This window comes from Pseudobacillus sp. FSL P4-0506 (assembly GCF_038003025.1).
Classification (GTDB): domain Bacteria; phylum Bacillota; class Bacilli; order Bacillales; family Domibacillaceae; genus Pseudobacillus.
In genome coordinates, this window is record NZ_JBBOOI010000001.1 from 3,010,017 (window position 1) to 3,028,541 (window position 18,525).

14 protein-coding genes are annotated in these 18,525 nt (G+C 41.9%); 1 reads left to right on the forward strand and 13 read right to left on the reverse strand.

Translation table 11 applies throughout. The annotated features are described in order from the left end of the window. Positions 1-261: 261 nt before the first annotated feature. The 6 genes from MKZ02_RS15160 to MKZ02_RS15185 form a co-directional block, all read right to left on the reverse strand. The gene (locus MKZ02_RS15160; RefSeq protein ID WP_340854304.1) at positions 262-1,674 is read right to left on the reverse strand and encodes a sodium:solute symporter; all 1,413 of its coding nucleotides are present in this window, start codon (positions 1,672-1,674) and stop codon (positions 262-264) included. 31 nt (positions 1,675-1,705) lie between these two features. Continuing rightward, entirely contained in the window at positions 1,706-2,689 is a 984-nt protein-coding gene (gene speB / locus MKZ02_RS15165; protein WP_340854305.1) for an agmatinase, read from the reverse strand. Between the two features lie 163 nt (positions 2,690-2,852). Further along, positions 2,853-4,253, reverse strand: a complete 1,401-nt coding sequence (locus MKZ02_RS15170) for a sigma-54 interaction domain-containing protein (protein ID WP_340854306.1) — start codon at positions 4,251-4,253, stop codon at positions 2,853-2,855. A gap of 348 nt (positions 4,254-4,601) precedes the next feature. Further along, a complete protein-coding gene (locus tag MKZ02_RS15175) occupies positions 4,602-5,366 on the reverse strand; it encodes a MerR family transcriptional regulator (protein WP_340854307.1) in 765 nt (254 codons plus the stop codon). Between the two features lie 475 nt (positions 5,367-5,841). Continuing rightward, a complete protein-coding gene (locus MKZ02_RS15180; RefSeq protein ID WP_340854308.1) occupies positions 5,842-6,585 on the reverse strand; it encodes an SDR family NAD(P)-dependent oxidoreductase in 744 nt (247 codons plus the stop codon). Positions 6,586-6,624: 39 nt separating this feature from the next. After that, positions 6,625-7,374: an SDR family NAD(P)-dependent oxidoreductase gene (locus MKZ02_RS15185; RefSeq protein WP_340854309.1), complete on the reverse strand. Its 750-nt coding sequence runs from the start codon at positions 7,372-7,374 to the stop codon at positions 6,625-6,627. A gap of 143 nt (positions 7,375-7,517) precedes the next feature. Between MKZ02_RS15185 and MKZ02_RS15190 the strand changes: the two genes are divergently transcribed. Continuing rightward, positions 7,518-8,414: a LysR family transcriptional regulator gene (locus tag MKZ02_RS15190; RefSeq protein WP_340854310.1), complete on the forward strand. Its 897-nt coding sequence runs from the start codon at positions 7,518-7,520 to the stop codon at positions 8,412-8,414. A gap of 84 nt (positions 8,415-8,498) precedes the next feature. Here MKZ02_RS15190 and MKZ02_RS15195 read toward each other — a convergent pair whose 3' ends face one another. The 7 genes from MKZ02_RS15195 to MKZ02_RS15225 all read right to left on the reverse strand — a co-directional run bounded on the left by MKZ02_RS15195 (position 8,499) and on the right by MKZ02_RS15225 (position 18,434). Beyond that, positions 8,499-10,241, reverse strand: a complete 1,743-nt coding sequence (locus MKZ02_RS15195; RefSeq protein ID WP_340854311.1) for a hydantoinase B/oxoprolinase family protein — start codon at positions 10,239-10,241, stop codon at positions 8,499-8,501. After that, positions 10,238-11,713, reverse strand: coding sequence for a hydantoinase B/oxoprolinase family protein (locus MKZ02_RS15200; RefSeq protein ID WP_340854312.1), 1,476 nt, complete (start codon positions 11,711-11,713; stop codon positions 10,238-10,240). The genes MKZ02_RS15195 and MKZ02_RS15200 overlap by 4 nt, the downstream gene beginning before the upstream one ends. Beyond that, complete coding sequence (locus MKZ02_RS15205; protein WP_120030944.1) at positions 11,710-13,815, reverse strand: hydantoinase/oxoprolinase family protein; 2,106 nt, start codon at positions 13,813-13,815, stop codon at positions 11,710-11,712. Before MKZ02_RS15205 ends, MKZ02_RS15200 begins: the two co-directional genes overlap by 4 nt. Positions 13,816-13,839: 24 nt before the next feature. Continuing rightward, the gene (locus MKZ02_RS15210) at positions 13,840-15,189 is read right to left on the reverse strand and encodes a cytosine permease (protein WP_340854313.1); all 1,350 of its coding nucleotides are present in this window, start codon (positions 15,187-15,189) and stop codon (positions 13,840-13,842) included. Between the two features lie 58 nt (positions 15,190-15,247). Next, complete coding sequence (locus tag MKZ02_RS15215) at positions 15,248-15,637, reverse strand: OsmC family protein (RefSeq protein WP_340854314.1); 390 nt, start codon at positions 15,635-15,637, stop codon at positions 15,248-15,250. Then, positions 15,634-16,263, reverse strand: a complete 630-nt coding sequence (locus MKZ02_RS15220) for a TetR/AcrR family transcriptional regulator (protein ID WP_340854315.1) — start codon at positions 16,261-16,263, stop codon at positions 15,634-15,636. Before MKZ02_RS15220 ends, MKZ02_RS15215 begins: the two co-directional genes overlap by 4 nt. A gap of 578 nt (positions 16,264-16,841) precedes the next feature. Continuing rightward, positions 16,842-18,434, reverse strand: a complete 1,593-nt coding sequence (locus MKZ02_RS15225; protein WP_120030935.1) for a catalase — start codon at positions 18,432-18,434, stop codon at positions 16,842-16,844. Positions 18,435-18,525: the final 91 nt, after the last annotated feature.

Here is an 18,525-nt window from a genome sequence, read left to right on the forward strand (position 1 = left end):
TGAGAAGTTTATCACTGGGAGTCAACAACATGTGAAGGGAGTGCTATTTCTCCCTCCCTTTTAATTCAGCACCGATTTGGCAGCTAGCTTTATTTATTATGAAGTTGTTAAACCCGTTAGTTTAGGAAGTAATAGTAAATACTTGTATAAGAACCATCATGTAAAAAACCTTCCACCAGTGTTGCCGATGGAAGGTTCGATAAGGCTATTTAAATAAATCCGCAGTTTCTCTTCCTATAATAATTGTTGAAACTCTGCATGCTATTTCACTGCCTTAAATGAGGCGTGGTTTGAGTCTTCCTCTTTCTTAGCAGGTTGAATATAGGACACTGCAATCATTACGATGAAACTAGTAGCGATACCATACATAATTGGATTTGTAGAAGTAATCCCTTCCATGGCAAGGCTTACTAATATAACGATAGTACTGGTGATGATAGAATAGAAGGCTGCTTTCGCAGTGGCCTTTTTCCAGAAGAATCCGAAAATAACCGGCACAAAAATGCCACCTGATAGCAGTGCATATGCGACATCCAAAGCAACAAGCACATCTTGGATCCACAACGCAAAAACCATCGTGAAAATCCCTACTACCATGGTTACTATTCTTGAAATGACCAAGTATTGCTGATCAGTTGCATGTTTATAAAAAAATTGTTTAATGATATCGTTAGAAATTAAAGTGGATGAGGCTAACAGTGTCCCTGAGGCAGTAGACATGAGAGCCGAGACAACTGCTGCTACAACTAAGCCTAACACACCGGGTGGAAGTGTAGCGATGGCCATACTCGCAAATGTATTTTGTGTATTTTCTAAATTTGGCAAAACGATGAATGCACACATTCCAATTATGCTGACAGCAATTCCATAAAACAAGCTATATACCCCTGCTGCCACTGTTCCTGTTCTAGCAATATCAAGAGTCTTGGCTGTAAATATTCGCTGCCAAATATCTTGGGCTACTACCATTCCCAGAGCAAACAGCAAGAAAAATTGAAAAATTTGATCTATGCCGATCCCTGAAAAATCAAAGTGAGAGTCAGGCAAACGTGTCTGCAGCGCTGACCAGCCCCCTGCTTTTGAAAGACTTAATGGAAGCATAATTAGGAAAATACCAATGGTCATAATGATAAATTGGACAATATCTGTCATCGTTACCGACCACATGCCACCGAGGATAGTGTAAAATAAGACAATCCCACCACCTGCAAGCATAGATACTGATAAATTCCAGCCAAGCAGCACGTTTAAAATCGTTCCCATCCCTATCACTTGGGTTACAGAAACCATCATCGCATATATAGCGGCAATAAGAGCACTGACAAGTCCCGCTTCTTTGCTAAAGCGCTTACTAAGATACTCGCTAATTGTCATTACTTTTACATGAGAAATTCGTTTAGCAAGAAAAATTCCTAGCGTCATAATCCCTAACCCCAGCATGACAACAAGCCACATACCTGATATACCAAATTCATAGCCAAGTTTTGTGGTACCTATTGTAGAGGCGCCGCCTAAAATAACGGCGCCCAGACATCCAAAATACATAAAAAATCCTAAATTTCTCCCTGCCAGTACATAATCTTCCGAGGTTTTTGCCCGTCTTGAACCAATGATACCGACAATAACTAACAGCAAAAAGTAACCGATCATGATAATAACATCGAGTACGTTCATTTATCTTCCCCCTTTCTTATGTAAACAGCTATCACCTCATCAGTTTCTGTTCAGATTGTTTGTTTGCTTTCTCCTCATGGCGACGCTTCTTCAAAGCAGTCAACGTAATCATTTCATAAATGATAGAGGAAGCCAGAACAGCGGTAATTTCATTGCTATCATAGGACGGCAACACTTCCACTAAGTCAAATCCCACCACATTTAATCCATCTAATCCCCTTACATACTCAAGCGCTTCATAGCTTGTCGGCCCACCAACTTCCGGTGTGCCTGTTCCCGGAGCGTAGGCTGGATCGACAAAATCAATATCATAGGAAACGAAAACAGGACGTCCTTTTGTCCGTTCATGAATACGTTCCATGACTTTTTCAAATCCAATCTTCCTTACTTCTTTCATCGGAATCACTTCGTATCCCAGCCTGCGTGCATCTTCAATATCATCTGGACTATAAAGCGGCCCTCTCATTCCAACTTGGATGGAATGATCCACATCCACTAATCCTTCCTCTACTGCACGGCGAAAAGGCGTTCCATGCATGTATTTTTCTCCATAGTAGTTATCCCACGTATCTCCATGCGAATCGAAATGGACAAGCGCAACCGGGCCATACTTTTTGTAAAAAGCCCGCAGATTCCCCAGAGAAATCGAATGATCTCCGCCCATAATGATCGGAGTCACATCCTTTTCTAAAAGTGGTTCAAGCCCGGCGACAATGTTATCGTATGTACGGTGGATATTGCCCGGAATAACATCGATATCTCCATAATCGACACCTGAACAATACTCAAAAATATCAATATCCATGTCAGGATTATACGGGCGAAGCAAGACAGAAAAATCACGAATATGCTGGGGACCGAGCCGCTGTCCTGTGCGGTTGGATGCCGCCGTGTCAAAAGGCACGCCGAGTACAGCAAAATCAATGTTGTCCGTCGTCTGAAGTTGTTCCAATCTCATAAATGTACGCACACCACAAAAACGAGGGGATTTAGAAGAATCTTTTGGTTGATACATAGTAATAAGCCTCCTGTGTCATAAAATAGATGTTTTGCATGTTAACTATTGCAATAACTATGCCAACTCATTTTCATCACAAACAGGCTAGTTGAACAAACATAATTAAGTCAATTTTGCATTAAGAAAGGAAATCTTCATGCAAAACTGACTCTTAATGCATTTATGAATTAATACGATACTTATTTAGCTTTCTAACGACACTAGACTGACTAATCCCTAAGTAACTGGCCATTTCATAAGTTGTTTTATACTGTCTGGCTGCTCTCTTTAACCAGCGGATTTCTACTTCTTCTAGCGCCTCGCGTAAGGATGAGCGCTTTTCTTCCATTTCCTCTAGTGCACTTTCCTGTTCTGTGAGAGCAGAGTTGGAGTTAGTGGCTGAGTAAAAAGGAAGAGATGACGAATAAATGACGACACTTTCCGTCGCCACCACGAGACGCTCGATTAAGTTTTCCAGCTCCCGCACGTTTCCCGGCCAATCGTAAGCGAGCAGCTCATTGATCGTTGTTACATGGAATACTTTATTAGATTCGTACTTTTCATTAAATTTTTTTAGATAAAAATTACATAAATGAATAATATCATCCTTCCGTTCTCTGAGTGGAGGGATGTGAATCGGTATAACATTTAAGCGATAAAAGAGATCCCTGCGAAATTTCCCCTCCTTGACCATCTGTTCCAAGTCCCGATTTGTTGAAGCAACAATCCGAAAGTCGATATTCTTTTGCTGCGTCCCACCAATTCTTGTTACTTTTTTCTCTTGAATAACCTTTAACAGCTTAGATTGAAGCGCTAATGGCAATTCACCTACCTCATCAAGAAACAACGTGCCTTCATTTGCCGTTTCAATCAGTCCAGGCTTTCCTTCCTTATTAGCACCCGTAAAAGCCCCTCTCTCATAACCAAACATTTCCGATTCAAACAACGATTCGGGGATCGCACTGCAATTTACTTCAATGAATACCTCATTCTGCCGGCGACTTCCCTCATGAATAGCTCTGGCAAATACATTTTTCCCGACGCCTGATTCACCAAGAAAAACAACGGTCGCATCTGACTTCGCCACTCGTTGAATGAGCTGCCATATTTGGCGAAGTTCCTTGCTTCTCATTACTGTTCCTCGAAAACTATCATCTTTCTGCCTTAATTCCTTAATTTCCGATTGGTAATAAGCCATCTTTGTTCTCAGCTCTTCATAATCTTCCTTTAATTGTTGAATTTCCGTTAAATCATGTGAAAAGCTGATAACGCGAATAATCTCTCCTTCATCATTACAGACAGGTAAAGCAGTAGCCATAACAACTCGGCCAGTGGATGTATATTGCATGAGCTGAACTTCCTTTTTCTCCGCTAATACTTTCTTCGTTACAGAGGGCGAAAAAATATTTCTTTGCTCTAGTTCTTCAACATTCATACCGATTAGCTTGTCTGCTGCTTCTCCATAAATTGCCAGGCAGCTTGGACTCGCCCTTAACACTACCCCCTGTCCATCCGTAATTACGATATTATCATTCGAAGCAGCCAGAATCGCTCTCAACTCTAACTCTCTTATATCCTCCATTCCTTCATCCCCATTCAAAAATCTTTACTATAAAGATACCATGAAATAACCGAATAGTAAGATTTTATAAAAGCAAAGAATGGATAAATCATATTATAATCTTTTTTCATATACGTTAGATATAATAAAACAATCAGATCTTTTCATGACTACTCTTCCTAATTAAAGAAGGTTTTGATACATCCCAACAAAAAAATCCATTTTGAAATAGATTAATCAAAATGGATTTTACGACTTTAGCTATAGAGGGAAGTTCATTGAAATCCTCCAACCATTTTAGAGCATGTTCTTTTGAAGGCTAACAATTGTTATTTTAATGAAGTACCGTCTATAAAAAACCCTCTTCTATTATGATTCTGTCTGTTTCATATAATATTCCATCGCTTGATTGAGCCATTTTTGTTCATCTTCTGTAAAGGGGGAAGGGGACATTTCTTCTAGTTCTTGAATATCCAGTTCTTCCATGTCGACATCAGCTAATTTTTGAATCAACTCCTCACCAAGAAACTCAAAGGAAGCTTCTATATATTCTCTAATCATGTTTTGCACTTTTGGGTCTTCCACTGACTGGCCGTACAATTTTTTTACTTCCTTAGCCATTTGAACAAACGTTTGGTCTAATGTAGTTTTCTCTTCTTCTGTCTTCATCGTTAATTCCTCAACGACCTCCGTCAGCTTATGCCGCTCCATCCATTTTGTTTGTATACTTTCTGTTTGCATGCCATGGATAAGACTAAATAATATGGCACCATCCACTTCCCCTTCATCCTTCAGCAACTTAATTACTCTTTTGATAGCCGTCATCGATTGCTCAATTCGTTCTTTCTCTTTCTCTAACGCTTGTAAATGGAGAGTTAAAGTGTCCGTTAGATCAACGGTAAAGCTTGGCTTTTGTAACAAGTCAATGATTTTATCCAAGCTATATCCGAGAAACTTTAGGCTTATAATCTTTTGTAGGGTAAGAATATCCTGATGATGGTAAATACGATGACCTGACGTCGGGTGCTTTTCTGGCTGTAAAAGACCGATTTCGTCGTAGTAATGTAGGGTGCGAATGGATATTCCTGTCTTTTTTGAAAATTCACCAATGGAATATTTGTTGCTTTCTATCATTAACCTTCCTCCTATCATAAAGTATATGTTCACTATAGCCCCTTACGTAGCTGGAGGTTCAAGAGAAAACTTAGATGAGGAATAAAAATCATATCGTTGTCTAAATTCTTTCTCATTCTGTCGCTCGCAGATGGTAAAAACTTAATATCTGTTCATATCAAGTCTTCAGGAATAATCATACTATTGGAAATAAAAAGAAAAAGTGTTTCTAAATCCACCTTTTTTATGAGATTATATAATTTTTTGAACTGCTAACAGCAAGCATGCTATAAGATTTGAAAGAGAACTGTAAGGCTGAAATTGATTAGATAACTTTAGATAGCCAATCCTTCATAAATTTTTCGAAATCGTTTTTCACTGATAGATTTCCCTAGCCTAGGAAGCTATTTGACTGCCCAGTTTTTTCGGCCTATTTGTACTTGATCTAGATAAAAACAAGAGAGAAACCAGCATGGTTTCTCTCTTGTTTTTATCTTTATTGAGCTGTATATCCGCCATCTACTAACAGAGTAGTTCCCGTAATGAAGGAGGCATCCTCACTTGCTAAAAATAAGACGGCCTTTGCGACTTCCTCTGCCTTCCCTAGCCTGCCCATTGGGTGCAGGCTGATAAGGTGTTCATTAATGGCTTCACTTCTTCCTTTAATAAGCGGTGTATCAATATAGCCTGGACATACGGCATTTACCCGAATGCCTTCTTTAGCATAGTCAATGCCGAGTGTCTGAGTTAGCAGTTTTACTCCGCCTTTTGCAGAAGCATAGGCAGTCACTCCAGATTTCCCCGTAAAGCTATGAATAGACCCACAGTTGACAACTGCCCCGCCTGTCCCTTGTGCCCTCATTTGTTCAATCGCATATTTATCGGTTAAAAATACACCGGTAAGGTTGATGTCAATCGTTTTCTTCCAAGCTTCAGCGTCCAGCTTATGAATGGGGCCATCGTTGGCAATGCCTGCATTGGCAAAGACGATATCAAGCCGGCCAAACAGCTTGACGGTTTCAGAAATTAAGTTTTGCACATCCTCTGCTATGGTGACATCTGTTTTTATAAAGTGCACGGCATGTCCTTTTGATGTGAGATCTTTTGCCACTTCGGCTCCCTGTTCAGAGAAATCAGCAATGACAACCTTCGCTCCTTCTTCTGCAAACAAAGTAGCTGTCTCTTTTCCTATTCCGCTTGCCCCGCCAGTAACGATAGATACCTTGTCCTTAAATCTCATAATAAAAACGCATCCCTTCTGTATTATTGATTAGAATGTTTATTTAAAAGAAGCATACCCTTCATCAACCATAACTACACTTCCATTAATAGCACTGGCTTCTTCTAAAGAAAGAAGATAAATAGAATCCGCTATTTGCTCCGGCTGGGTCAATTTATTTCCCATCACTTTTGCTTTCATCGATTCAATCAATCCGCTATCCTTATATCCTTGGATAATAGGTGTGTCCACCACACCTGGCGCTACAGCAATGACCCTAATTCCATACTGAGCTAATTCAAGCGCGGCCGATTTTGTCATCATAATCACGGCTCCTTTTGTTGCATGATAAGCAAATGTACCAGGAGAGGCTAGAAAACCAAATACAGATGCCGTATTAATGATCACTCCTTTGCTATTTAATTCCCTCATTTTTTTGCCTGCAGCGATGATGCCATGAGCCACACCATGTTGATTTACATTAATAACGCTATGATAATCATTTAAATCCTGATCCAAAACAGGAGTACTGCGGCCAATTCCAGCATTGTTAAACATCACATCAATCTTGCCATAGGTTTCAACAGCCTTTTCAACTAAGAATTCCACCTCTTCGTATTTTGATACATCTGTTTTTACAAAGACCGCTTCTCCACCATTAGATGTAATCAGATTAACAGTTTCTTGTCCGCTTGTTTCGTTAAAGTCTGCTACTACGACCTGATCTCCCTTTTTAGCAAACTTCATCGCAGCCTGTCTTCCTATGCCGCTTGCTCCGCCTGTTATAACGACTACTCTTTTGCTATTCACCTATACTTCCCCCCTATAGTTGTTTAGATTGTGTTCTTTTACTTTAAAAAATTCTTCTTTTATATTTTACCCCTCTAGTTTATTAATTAAAATTTATATATATTTATTTATAAATTAACTTTTACTTAATAAGGAGAAATGATATGAATCTTGAACAAATGAGGTACATTGTGGAAGCAGCAAAAACCAGCTCTTTTACTCAAGTGTCAAAAAACTTAAATGTTACACTGCCAGCCATAAGCCAGTCTATTTCTCTTCTCGAATCAGAGCTGGGGCTTTCTTTGTTTACTCGTTCCCGAGGCATTGGCGCAACTCCAACCCCTGAAGGAATGGCCATTATCACGAAGGCAAATGAAATTTTGATAAAAGTGGATGAGATGCTGGAAGAAGCCCAATCTTATACCAATGCGCTGAGCGGTCATTTAAGAATTGCAACGATCCCCGGGCCGATGCATTTGCTGGTAGATACCGTCTCCAGTTTCAAAAAAGATTTTCCAAAGGTCAAAATAGAAATTATCGAAAAAGGAACGAAGGAAATATTAGAGGATATACATACTAATCATGTGGATATAGGCTTTATCGTCCTATCAGAGGAAATTGCACAGAAAGAAAAGGAATGTTACTTTGACCGGGTATTAGAAGGGAAACTTGTAGTAGGAGTAAATAAAAACTCTCCTCTTTCACTCAATAAAACCATACGTCCTCATCAGCTTTCCGGCCATACGCTAGTGTTGTACGATGATGAGTTCATTAGAACGGATGCATACGAGTTAATTGCTCAATACGGAGACGTGAACGTGTTATTTATAACCAATAATACTCGTGCTATACAAAATGCCGTGAAACAAGGAATCGCTGTGACGATAGGGCTTGATTATTCATTTGCGGATACACAAGCGGAATTAACCCATGACTTGATCACTATAGATCTGGAATTGCCCTTCTCAACTCCCGTTTATTACGGATTGGTATGCCGAAAAGATAAAACTTCCTCTAATATTCTTAATCGCTTTATTAGTAGGATTAATGGCGGTCTGTGAATCCCGACAAAAATAAAATGCGGACTAAAAAGGCTTTTTATACACCCATTTTAGTCCGCTCTTTTCTCTCCTGGCAGAATTTATTTATAACAAACGAGAAGCACGGATGCGTTCGGTTTCTGCATAGTTAATCGTTTGCGTTTTAGCGTCGATGACGACCCCATAGTCGCGCCATGCGGATTCTATGCTTACAAATTCATTTAAGACATCCTCTAACACTTTTTCCGGGTCCCTCTCAAATGGATCTCCCCAGCCACCGCCGCCGGCTCGGTAAAACTGGATAATCCCCCCTGCCGGCATTTTCACTTCAAAAGCCGTTTCATCAATTTCCTGTGCTTCTTCTGTTCCATAATTGACAATCACTTTGTTTGCCGGGGCATGAAGGCCCTCACAGTAGCCTTTTGTTGTATTTCGTACTCCTGCCATCATCACACTTGTGGCACTTTCCTTTAAATGCTGAATTTGTACATCTAGTCCAGGTGTGCCTCTCCAGCGGCCAGCACCCGTAAAATCACTAGTATATTCGTGCTTTAAGACACGGCTTGGATACTGAACTTCATTCATTTCAATCGACGGGAGAATAACCCCGGTCATTACAGGAGGATAAAGGCCCCAGCCGTCTGTTTCATAAGCAGCTCCCGCACCGCCCGTGTAGCCGTAAAAATTCAAATTTACCCACGGTTTGCCATCATCATACTTTCCATGAGAATAAGCAAGTGGCAACTTATGAGCATTAACCCCTACACGGGTAGGAGCACATTGGGAAAGGGCTTGGAGCACAGCCTCGGCAATCTCTGCTCCTACACAAGCGGTCGCATGCCCACACGGAGCAGGAAGGCGTGGATTAACCACTGTTCCTAATGGCGCCGTTACTGTCACCGGGTTCATATACCCTTCATTAACTGGAATGTCCTCCTCACAACAAGTCGATATTCCAACAAAAGCAAATGAAGTAGTATTAGAGAGCGGACTGTTGATAAAGCCCTTTACCTGTGGCGAAGATCCAGTAAAGTCGATATGAAGATCACTGCCGCTCACAGTCACGGTTGCCTTAACTCTAATGTCACGATTCCCTTGGAAGTCATGATCGGCAAACGTTTCTCCAATATAAGTGCCGTCCGGCCAGCTGGCGATCTCATCGCGAACCCGTTTTTCTGTATATTGAATGCGGTGATCGATGGCCTTGATTACCTTTTCATCGCTATACTTATCGAGCATTGTTTGAATTCGGCTAGCAGCTAGTTTACAAGCGCCAATCATCGCATTTAAATCTCCTTCAAGCCAATGAGAAAGACGATTATTGGCGATGATTAAATCAAATACATCTCTCCGCTTCTCGCCACGCTCATAAATTTTTAACGGTGGGATACGAAGCCCATCATGCCAAATATCTTGTGAGCGCGGATTGTATCCGCCGGCAACCGGTCCGCCATTATCTCCCATGTGACTGCGTACGGCTGGCAGCAGAATCGGCTTTCGATTATAAAAAACTGGCATGACAATCGTCCAATCAAGGCTGTGTGAGCCGCCATGATACGGATCATTTACAAGCAGAATATCGCCTGGATGAAGATCATACCGAAAAGCATCCAATAAATGATCAACTGCCCCTACAACTGCATACAAGTGCAAAGTACATCCAGGAGCTTGTGCAACGAGCCGGGATTTCTTTCCGGAAAGATCAAACACGCCTGTTGTAAAATCATGTGCTTCATTAAAAAGTGGTGAACGCGCTGTTCTCGTAACCGTTGCGCTCATTTCTCGCGCAATTGCATCAAGTGAGCCTCCAACCACCTGTGACAAGATTACCTCTTGGTTTATCATCATTGCTCCTCCTTTCCGGGGTATGTAAAGACGAGGAGATCGCCTTTCTTCACATGTTGATTGACTATACTTTGATAAAACGTTTCTTTTCCTTCTCCCTCTCTTGTAACAGATCCATAGTCCCCATCTTCACTAAAAGGTAAAATCAAGTTAAAATAAACATCCTCATCCTGATTCAGCAAGGAGACTTTCAACTCTTCCTTCCTATCCGTCCACTCGCGAGAAACTATCTTGAAGCCATGATAAAGTTCTAACTCTTCCGCCGACACAAGCAGCCTCTGTCCAAATAAAGCAGGCGGTCCAAAACCTTTATCCGTGGAAGGATATCCAGGGACAAGGACAATCGATTGGGTTTCAGCTCTTGTCCCAAGCTCAGGATAGAAAATGGCTTGTGGACCAGTTCCGTAAATCGGGGGAAATTCCTCTGTCGGACCCTGGCCATTTTGAATAGCCCGATAGATCGCTTCAGCAAGAAAATGCCCTGTCATGCTTGGTGCTAAAGCAGTAGCTGCTGGAAATTGTGGGTCTAGTATCGTTCCGGCCTTTGTTTTGATGTTAAACGGTTCCAGCGTACCTTCATTAATCGAGAGTTCATCGGCAATCGTTGCGAGAAACGGCCAAACCGAAAATGCTTTTGTCAAAGCTATCGGGGAATTAATAGGCTTCGTTGACTGCATGGAGGAGCCAGTCAGATCAATTTCAACAGCGTTGTTCGGAATGGTAATGCTCACATCGATGGCATTTTTATCTCCTTGTGTCGTTTCAAATTCCACCAGAGCTTTCATCCCTGCTTTGGGAAGCTGTGATAAATGTTGCTCCACTCGTTTTCGACTGTATTGAAAAATGCTTTCAATGGATGCATCTACTTTCTGCTGCCCATAGCTGCCAAGAAGTTTTTTGAGTTGTTGCTGAGCTCCGCGCAAGCATGTGTACATTGTCTCTAAATCCGATTTGAAGGAAGTAGGTATGCGGCTGTTAGATAATAAAAACCGTAAAATATCCGCTTGCAGTACCCCTTGTTTATAAAGCTTGATCGGTGTAATACGCATATTTTCCTGCCATACCTCAAAAGCATCCGGATGAAAACCACCCGGGTATTCACCGGCCAGATCCATCATTTGTGCGCGAATAGCAGGAAAAAGGACGAGCTCTCCTTCTACAAATAAAGGAGCTGCCATCGTCAAAGATTGCCCTTTCGTTCCACCGCTGTAGGGATCAGCCACCAATAATACATCCCCATCCGCAATATCAAAAGAAAAATAGTCAAACAGGTTCTCTACACTTTCTTTTAAGGCAAATAAGTGCTCTGGCTCATATTGGTGTTGAATAGCTATTTTTAACTCATTGGTAAAAATGGCTGTAGCAAACGCCCGATCCTGGGACAACAAGGGAGAGCGGGAAATTCGTTGCAAATTATCTCCCACTTCTCTGCCGATGGACTGTAGCTTGCTGTATAAAATTTGCGCTTGGATCATTCATTTCCACTCCTTTGCTGGGCAGGAGAGTGTTTGACTTCAATGACACAGTTGCGGTAAGAATCGATCAAAGCCTCATGCCCCGGGTAAACGACAATCGTTGTTCCCCACTGTTCGATAATCGCGGGCCCAACTATCAGGTTTCCTGGTTCCAGCAAGGAACCGTCGTAAATAGGCGTCCGCGTCGGCTCCGTGTCAAAATACATCTCGCGCTCACCCGTTTGTGCTTGAGCAGGGTCCTCCTGTTGGAAAGGCTCCTCTTTCAACTTTAACGGCTCTCTCACCCCTACAAGGTCAAGGCGAAGATTTAAAATTTCAATTTCGTGACCTGGATCTTTGTGAGCAAACATTCTTTCATGAAGCTCATGAAAATCGGTAACCGTTGCTTCAAGGTTCAGCTCCGTAATTCGGCGAGTTCTTGATTTTACTGGCACAGTAACTTCATGCACCTCTCCTGCATAGCGCATATCAATATAACGACGAGTTTCATACTGATCCGTTACGGATTGTCCGCCTAGTTTTTCACGAGCTGTTTGTTCCATCTTTTCAAAATCAGCATTCATCGCTTGAAGATCCACTTGGTTCATGCTTTCAAAGCGGGTTCTCAGTTCTGTTACCTTTAGATTTGCTGCGACATCACCGAGTGCGCAAAAAACAGGAGCTAAAGAGGGAACAATCACCGTATTGATTCCAAGATCTTCTGCCTGTTTTCCAGCATGAATGGCTCCTGCACCACCAACGGCCATTAAGGCAAAGTTGCGCGGGTCATGTCCGCGCTGTGTTGTCACAAAATGGACAGCATTCGACATATCACTATTTACGATTTGCGAGATGGCAAGGGCCGCTTCTACTGTTGAAATGCCAAGCGGGTCTGCAATGCGTGTGCGAATAGCTTTTTCAGCTAACGAACGGTCAAGCTTCATTTCCCCTCCCAGGAAGTTGTCAGGATTAATATAGCCTAAGAACACATTGACATCTGTAACAGTTGGTTCTTCTCCCCCTCTTCCATAACAAGCAGGGCCTGGAGTTGACCCTGCACTTCTAGGCCCAACTTGCAGGGCTCCACCATTATCAATCCAGGCGATGCTTCCACCTCCAGAGCCAATTGTATGGATATCCATCATTGGCAATGCGACACGGTAACGGCTGATCCAGTTTTCAGTTGTAATGGCTGGATTTAATTTTTCGATCACCGAGACATCATAGCTTGTTCCGCCCATATCAACAGTGATGACATTTTCGTACCCTGATTTTTCTCCAATGAAGGAAGCGGCTGTCACCCCTCCTGCCGGCCCTGAGAGAAGAGCGCCGGCCGCAAATTTCCCACTCTGTAAGACGTTTTGGACTCCTCCATTTGATTGCATAACAAATAATTCACCTGTAAAACCGTCTGCACGGAGACGTTCATCCAAATGGTTTAAATAGCTTTGCATTGATGGCCCTGTAAAGGCATTTACAATGGTCGTGCTGACGCGTTCAAACTCCCGAATTTGTGGCAACACTTCGTAAGATAAGGAAACAAACATACCAGGAGCTTCTTCCTGGATAATCTCTCTTACCCGGCTTTCGTGGGAAGGATTCATGAAGCTGAATAGGAAGCATACCGCAATAGCCTCGATTCCCTCCTCAACAAAGTCGCGGACGGCCTGACGTACAGCTGCTTCATCTAACTCTTTGATTACTTTTCCCGCATGATCTAGACGTTCAGGGATCCCCACTCGATATCTTCTTGGAACAATTTGAAAGGGCGCCTGAAGGCGCGGAGAAAATACGCTTTCCTTATAGGCACGGCGGAATTCAATTTCGTCACGGAATCCCTCTGTCGTAAGCAACCCTACTTTCGCACCGTTATACTCTAGTAATGAGTTTGTCGCTACAGTTGTTCCGTGGACAACTAATGGACTGTTCGCTAAAAGAACTTTTATATCCACTCCAATGATTTCGGAGACTTTCTTAATTCCATTCATGACACCATCTGATTGATCAGGTGTTGAAGGAGTTTTAGTTGAAACCATTTTACCGTGTCTGTCGATAGCCACTAAATCGGTAAACGTTCCACCGACATCCACTCCGAACACCCATTGATTTTGTTGTTTCTCCATGAAGCTTTTCCTCCTTCTATTCGCTTAAAATCCAGATGACTCTTCCTTTACTTCTCCAAGCTCGTAATGCAGGTTTAATTTGTTCAAAATAAAAGTAAGAACAATATAAATTAAGAAAGCAAGAAGAGTAGAATTAATCGGTCCAATACCAAATGATAATTTAGAAGTAACAAAACCACCGATCACTACAGATACAATCGCCGCAATGTTTAATCCCGAATACGCCGATCCTGGCCCAAATTCATATTTCTTATTTCGAATCTTAGGCCCTACAATCCAGTGATCCGCAATCATTACACCTGCAATCGGGGGAACATATAACCCTAAGAACGATAAGAATGGCACAAACATATCTTGAATACCCATGAGCGCAATGAGGATCCCAATAACCCCCATACAAATAACCAAGACTTTTTTAGGGATTTTCACAACATTCCGAAGACCTAAAGAGCCGGTATATAAGTTGTTGTCATTTGTTGTCCATTGAGCAAAAATTAAAATCAAAAAGGCAAAAAATCCTAGTCCTAGCTTGCTCATGGCGGCTGGGATGTTTGGTGTAGACCCGATATCAGGAACTTGGGCTGCAATGGCCATTGCGGCCCCAGCAATAATACAGAAAACCCCTCCAAGAAAATAACCGACAGATGCACTAATGCCGCCGGAAGCCGCACTTTTGGCATATCTCGTTACATCCGGAAAGACTACTGCACCCAAGGCTGCATTTCCAACGACGATCGTAATTCCCGCGAAAACAGTCATCGGATCGCCTGCTGGCTCAAATGATAATAAAGCATGCCAGCTTCCAGAATAATTGACAGCACTCACAATCCCCCAAATCGATAAGATGACAACTAAGGGAACAGCAATAAAGCTTAAGGCAGCAAGTCCGCGGTAACCGATAAAGGCTGTACACATCATTAAGATGCCTCCCCAAACGATAGCCACCTCAGGCTGTGCGAGCCAAACATTTGGAAACATTTCAGAAATGGTCGTCCCAAAAAAAGCAACCTGCCAGCCAAACCATCCAACTCCAAGGGTTAGAGCCAATACAATCCCGAATAGGCTCGCGCCATAACGTCCAAAAGCCTGACGGGCCAGAACCGTAGTTGAAATTCCATATTTAGCGCCCATTACCCCTTGAAAAAATCCATAAACAGCTAAAATTAACATGCCGAATATAGCTGCAAAAATCGCATTCTTAAAATTTAGCCCTTGAATAAGAGCCCCGCCCGTCACAATCGTCGACAATGAAATAATCCAGGCACAACTTGTAATAGCAATATTGACAGACGATTTTCTCTGTTCTGCCGGCACAGAGGTCACAGCAAAATCATCTGTCTGGGCTTGAGGAATTTTTCGTACATTCTTTTCCATCTTAAAATCTCCTTATTTTAGTTAAGCGAAAGATTGAAAATTCTAAACAACAAACATGTTATATTGTCTCTTCTATATCAATCATTAACCCCTGTTTTAATGTATTGCCTATGGTGCATGCCCTTTCCGCCGAAATGATTAGCTTTTTTTTGTACTCAGCGGTGAAATGTTCCGGAAATGTAACAGCCACCTTGCACCTCTCTACACGGGAAGGACCCTCCAGGGCTTTCTTGGCAGATACCTCCACTGAAAATTCATGATCTAATACAGTTATGCCGTCCCTTTCAAACATTCTTTGCAGAGAAATAACAAGACACATGCCTAAAGAAGCTTCTAGAAGTTCGATTGGAGAAAGCCCCTTTGAATTAGGAGCAAAGGCTCCCTCTACCTGTTTGCCCATCTGATTAAAAATACCGAATTCTTTATTTTCTTGTTTAATAACAGTCAATCTGTTTCCCTCCTTTGGCCAATCAAACCAAAAAATTCAAAATCGACTAATTCCCTAGTAATCTCATCGACAGAAAGGGTCGGTGTATAGCTAAGGTCGTTCTTCGGTCCAAACAGCCATTTTGACAGTGTGCCTATGACAAGGCTCGTTAACATGTTGGCTTGCAAATCAACATTATGATTAGAATTTAGCATCTCCAGCTCAATCGCTCTTTCAATATTTTTTTTGAATGCCTCTTCAATACTTATAACCGTGTCTGCAACCGCTTCTCTAATTACAGGATCTGCTCCTTGTCCCTTGATTAACAGGAGAGTTAGAAGATTGCGATTTTTCTCGGCAAAAGTGAAAATCCTCTTCATAAGAGCTGTAGAAGATTTGATCATATCATCGGTTGTCCCAAAAGTTTGCCTGTACCCCTGGTGGATCGCTGCAAGCAAATTTTCTTTCCCTGTACCGATAATTTCTAATGCAATTTCCTCTTTGCTTTTGAAATGCCAGTAAAAGGTCCCTTGTGCAACCCCTGTCTGCTTTACAATGTCCGAAATTTTCGTGGCATGATAGCCTTTAGTAGCGAAAATCTCAAGAGCTGCGTGCAAAAGTTCCTCTCTGCGATCTGTATTTGCCAATTATCTTTCCCTTCTTTCCTTTATTGATTGACAAGTCAGTCAGTTTTAGAACAAAAAATCCTAAATTCCTATAAGACTTATATGATTTAATATAATACAAGGTTTTATTTATAGTCAAGTTATGCTTTATATTCGGTCTCTTTTTACAATGTTTAGTTCATAGTCTGTGAAGTATGATAACCGATAAGCAGTATAGATGAACCCTTATAGCTTTTTCTCTATTTCTGAATACTCGATTAAGCGTTTTTTACTGGTCTTATGATACCGGAAACATATGCTTCCGAAGCGTCATATAGCAAGCAAACTGATGACATCCTTTCTGAATAGCCTCTTTTGCACAATTTAAAGAGTAACGTTTCTTCTTACATTTCACTAACATTGCCCATTAAAATAGAGCATCCAAAGGCTTAGACAACGATCGATCACTCTTCGGTTTCTTCCTTGGTTATATTTGCATGCAAGCTGCTATGCCGACACTAAAGTGTAGGCAAGAATCTTCAGAAGAAGGCAGTTTTTTCTCCTCTGCAAATCTCGAAAAAAAAGCCATAAACATTTCGTTTATGGCTTTTTTCAGCTATTTAGTATGGATCAGCGTCATGCCCTTTTTCTACAGCTTGTTTGGTAGCATCCTCTGCATGGTTATCTCCAAGTGGCTTACGGGTAGAGCCTCCCTTTGGCGCATTGGCTAATCCTTCTCTTAAACGGCGGCCATACTCTTCATCTGCTTCCTCCGCATAAGAAATCATTTTATCTTGAATGCGCTGGTCGCATCGTGAAAGATCGGCTACAAGGTTTGCGATCAATTCATCCTTTTCCCACTGTTCGAATTGGCGATACGTTTCGCCTGCCTGTTTTGTATCGTTCGTCCGTTCAATCGACTCGCGTACAATATTCCCTTCCACATGTGGCGTATGTTCCTTGCCATGCTGTTTGGCTTCTTTCAGGCCGTCCAGTATGGATGGTTCATAGTTGATATGAGGATTTGGATGATCAACTTTATACTGCATCTGTCCGCCGCTCTGATTGGTAGCCACCCGCTTTTTCGGCGCATTAATCGGCAGTTGAAGATAATTCGGTCCGACACGATAACGCTGTGTATCTGAATAAGAAAATGTTCTGCCCTGCAGCATTTTATCATCAGAAAAATCAAGGCCATCCACAAGCACACCTGTGCCAAATGCAGCTTGTTCCACTTCAGTAAAATAATCTTCCGGGTTTTTGTTTAGAACCATCTTGCCCACCGGCAGCCATGGGAATTGATCTTCCGGCCATAATTTTGTACAGTCCAGCGGGTCAAAATCAAGTTCAGGGTGCTCTTCATCGCTCATGACTTGTACAAGAAGCTCCCACTCCGGATATTCGCCGCGCTCAATAGCTTCATATAAATCTTGTGTAGCATGATTAAAGTTTGTAGCTTGAATTTCGCCCGCTTCTTTCATCGTCAAGTTTTTAATGCCCTGTTTCGGTTCCCAGTGATATTTAACGAGGACTGCTTTTCCTTCATTGTTAACCCAGCGGTACGTGTTCACTCCAGAACCTTGCATCATGCGATAGTTCGCAGGAATTCCCCAAGGAGAATAAACAAAAGTCACCATATGGAAAGATTCCGGAGAGCTTGCACAAAAGTCAAAAAACCTCTCTGGATCTTGGATATTCGTCACTGGATCAGGCTTAAATGCATGAATCATATCCGGGAACTTCATCGCATCACGGATAAAGAAAATTTTCAAGTTATTCCCGACAAGATCCCAGTTCCCATCCTCTGTATAAAATTTCACGGCAAAGCCGCGAGGATCACGCAACGTTTCCGGAGAATGCCCTCCATGGATAACTGACGAAAAACGTACAAAAACAGGCGTTTTTTTGCCTTTTTCTTGAAACAGTTTCGCCCTCGTGTACTTTGAAACAGGTTCCTTTCCAGCTGTTCCATAGGCCTCAAAATAGCCATGGGCTCCGGCACCACGCGCATGCACGACGCGCTCTGGAATCCGTTCTCTATCAAAATGGCTGACTTTCTCAATAAAATCATAATTCTCTAACATGGCTGGACCGCGATTTCCAACCGTTCTCATATTTTGATTATTCGTCACAGGATGACCCTGCCGATTCGTTAATGTGTTTTCGTGTTCTTCATTCGTCTGGCTTTGATGATTGGATTGGTTATTTTTCATGAACGATCCTCCAAAGTTTTTTTATTCCTTGCCACATGTTATATTTCCCTCATACTATCCATATATTCCTGAATAAACCTTGTTTTTAAAA

Excerpts from the sequence above, each read along its gene's own strand:
- MKZ02_RS15205 (WP_120030944.1), bottom strand. The coding sequence starts at position 13,815 with ATGGAGAAACAACAAAATCAATGGGTGTTCGGAGTGGATGTCGGTGGA.
- MKZ02_RS15195 (WP_340854311.1), bottom strand. The coding sequence starts at position 10,241 with ATGATGATAAACCAAGAGGTAATCTTGTCACAGGTGGTTGGAGGCTCA.
- MKZ02_RS15170 (WP_340854306.1), bottom strand. The coding sequence starts at position 4,253 with ATGGAGGATATAAGAGAGTTAGAGTTGAGAGCGATTCTGGCTGCTTCG.
- MKZ02_RS15225 (WP_120030935.1), bottom strand. The coding sequence starts at position 18,434 with ATGAAAAATAACCAATCCAATCATCAAAGCCAGACGAATGAAGAACAC.
- MKZ02_RS15160 (WP_340854304.1), bottom strand. The coding sequence starts at position 1,674 with ATGAACGTACTCGATGTTATTATCATGATCGGTTACTTTTTGCTGTTA.
- MKZ02_RS15180 (WP_340854308.1), bottom strand. The coding sequence starts at position 6,585 with ATGAGATTTAAGGACAAGGTATCTATCGTTACTGGCGGGGCAAGCGGA.
- MKZ02_RS15210 (WP_340854313.1), bottom strand. The coding sequence starts at position 15,189 with ATGGAAAAGAATGTACGAAAAATTCCTCAAGCCCAGACAGATGATTTT.
- MKZ02_RS15200 (WP_340854312.1), bottom strand. The coding sequence starts at position 11,713 with ATGATCCAAGCGCAAATTTTATACAGCAAGCTACAGTCCATCGGCAGA.
- MKZ02_RS15175 (WP_340854307.1), bottom strand. The coding sequence starts at position 5,366 with ATGATAGAAAGCAACAAATATTCCATTGGTGAATTTTCAAAAAAGACA.
- speB (WP_340854305.1), bottom strand. The coding sequence starts at position 2,689 with ATGTATCAACCAAAAGATTCTTCTAAATCCCCTCGTTTTTGTGGTGTG.
- MKZ02_RS15190 (WP_340854310.1), top strand. The coding sequence starts at position 7,518 with ATGAATCTTGAACAAATGAGGTACATTGTGGAAGCAGCAAAAACCAGC.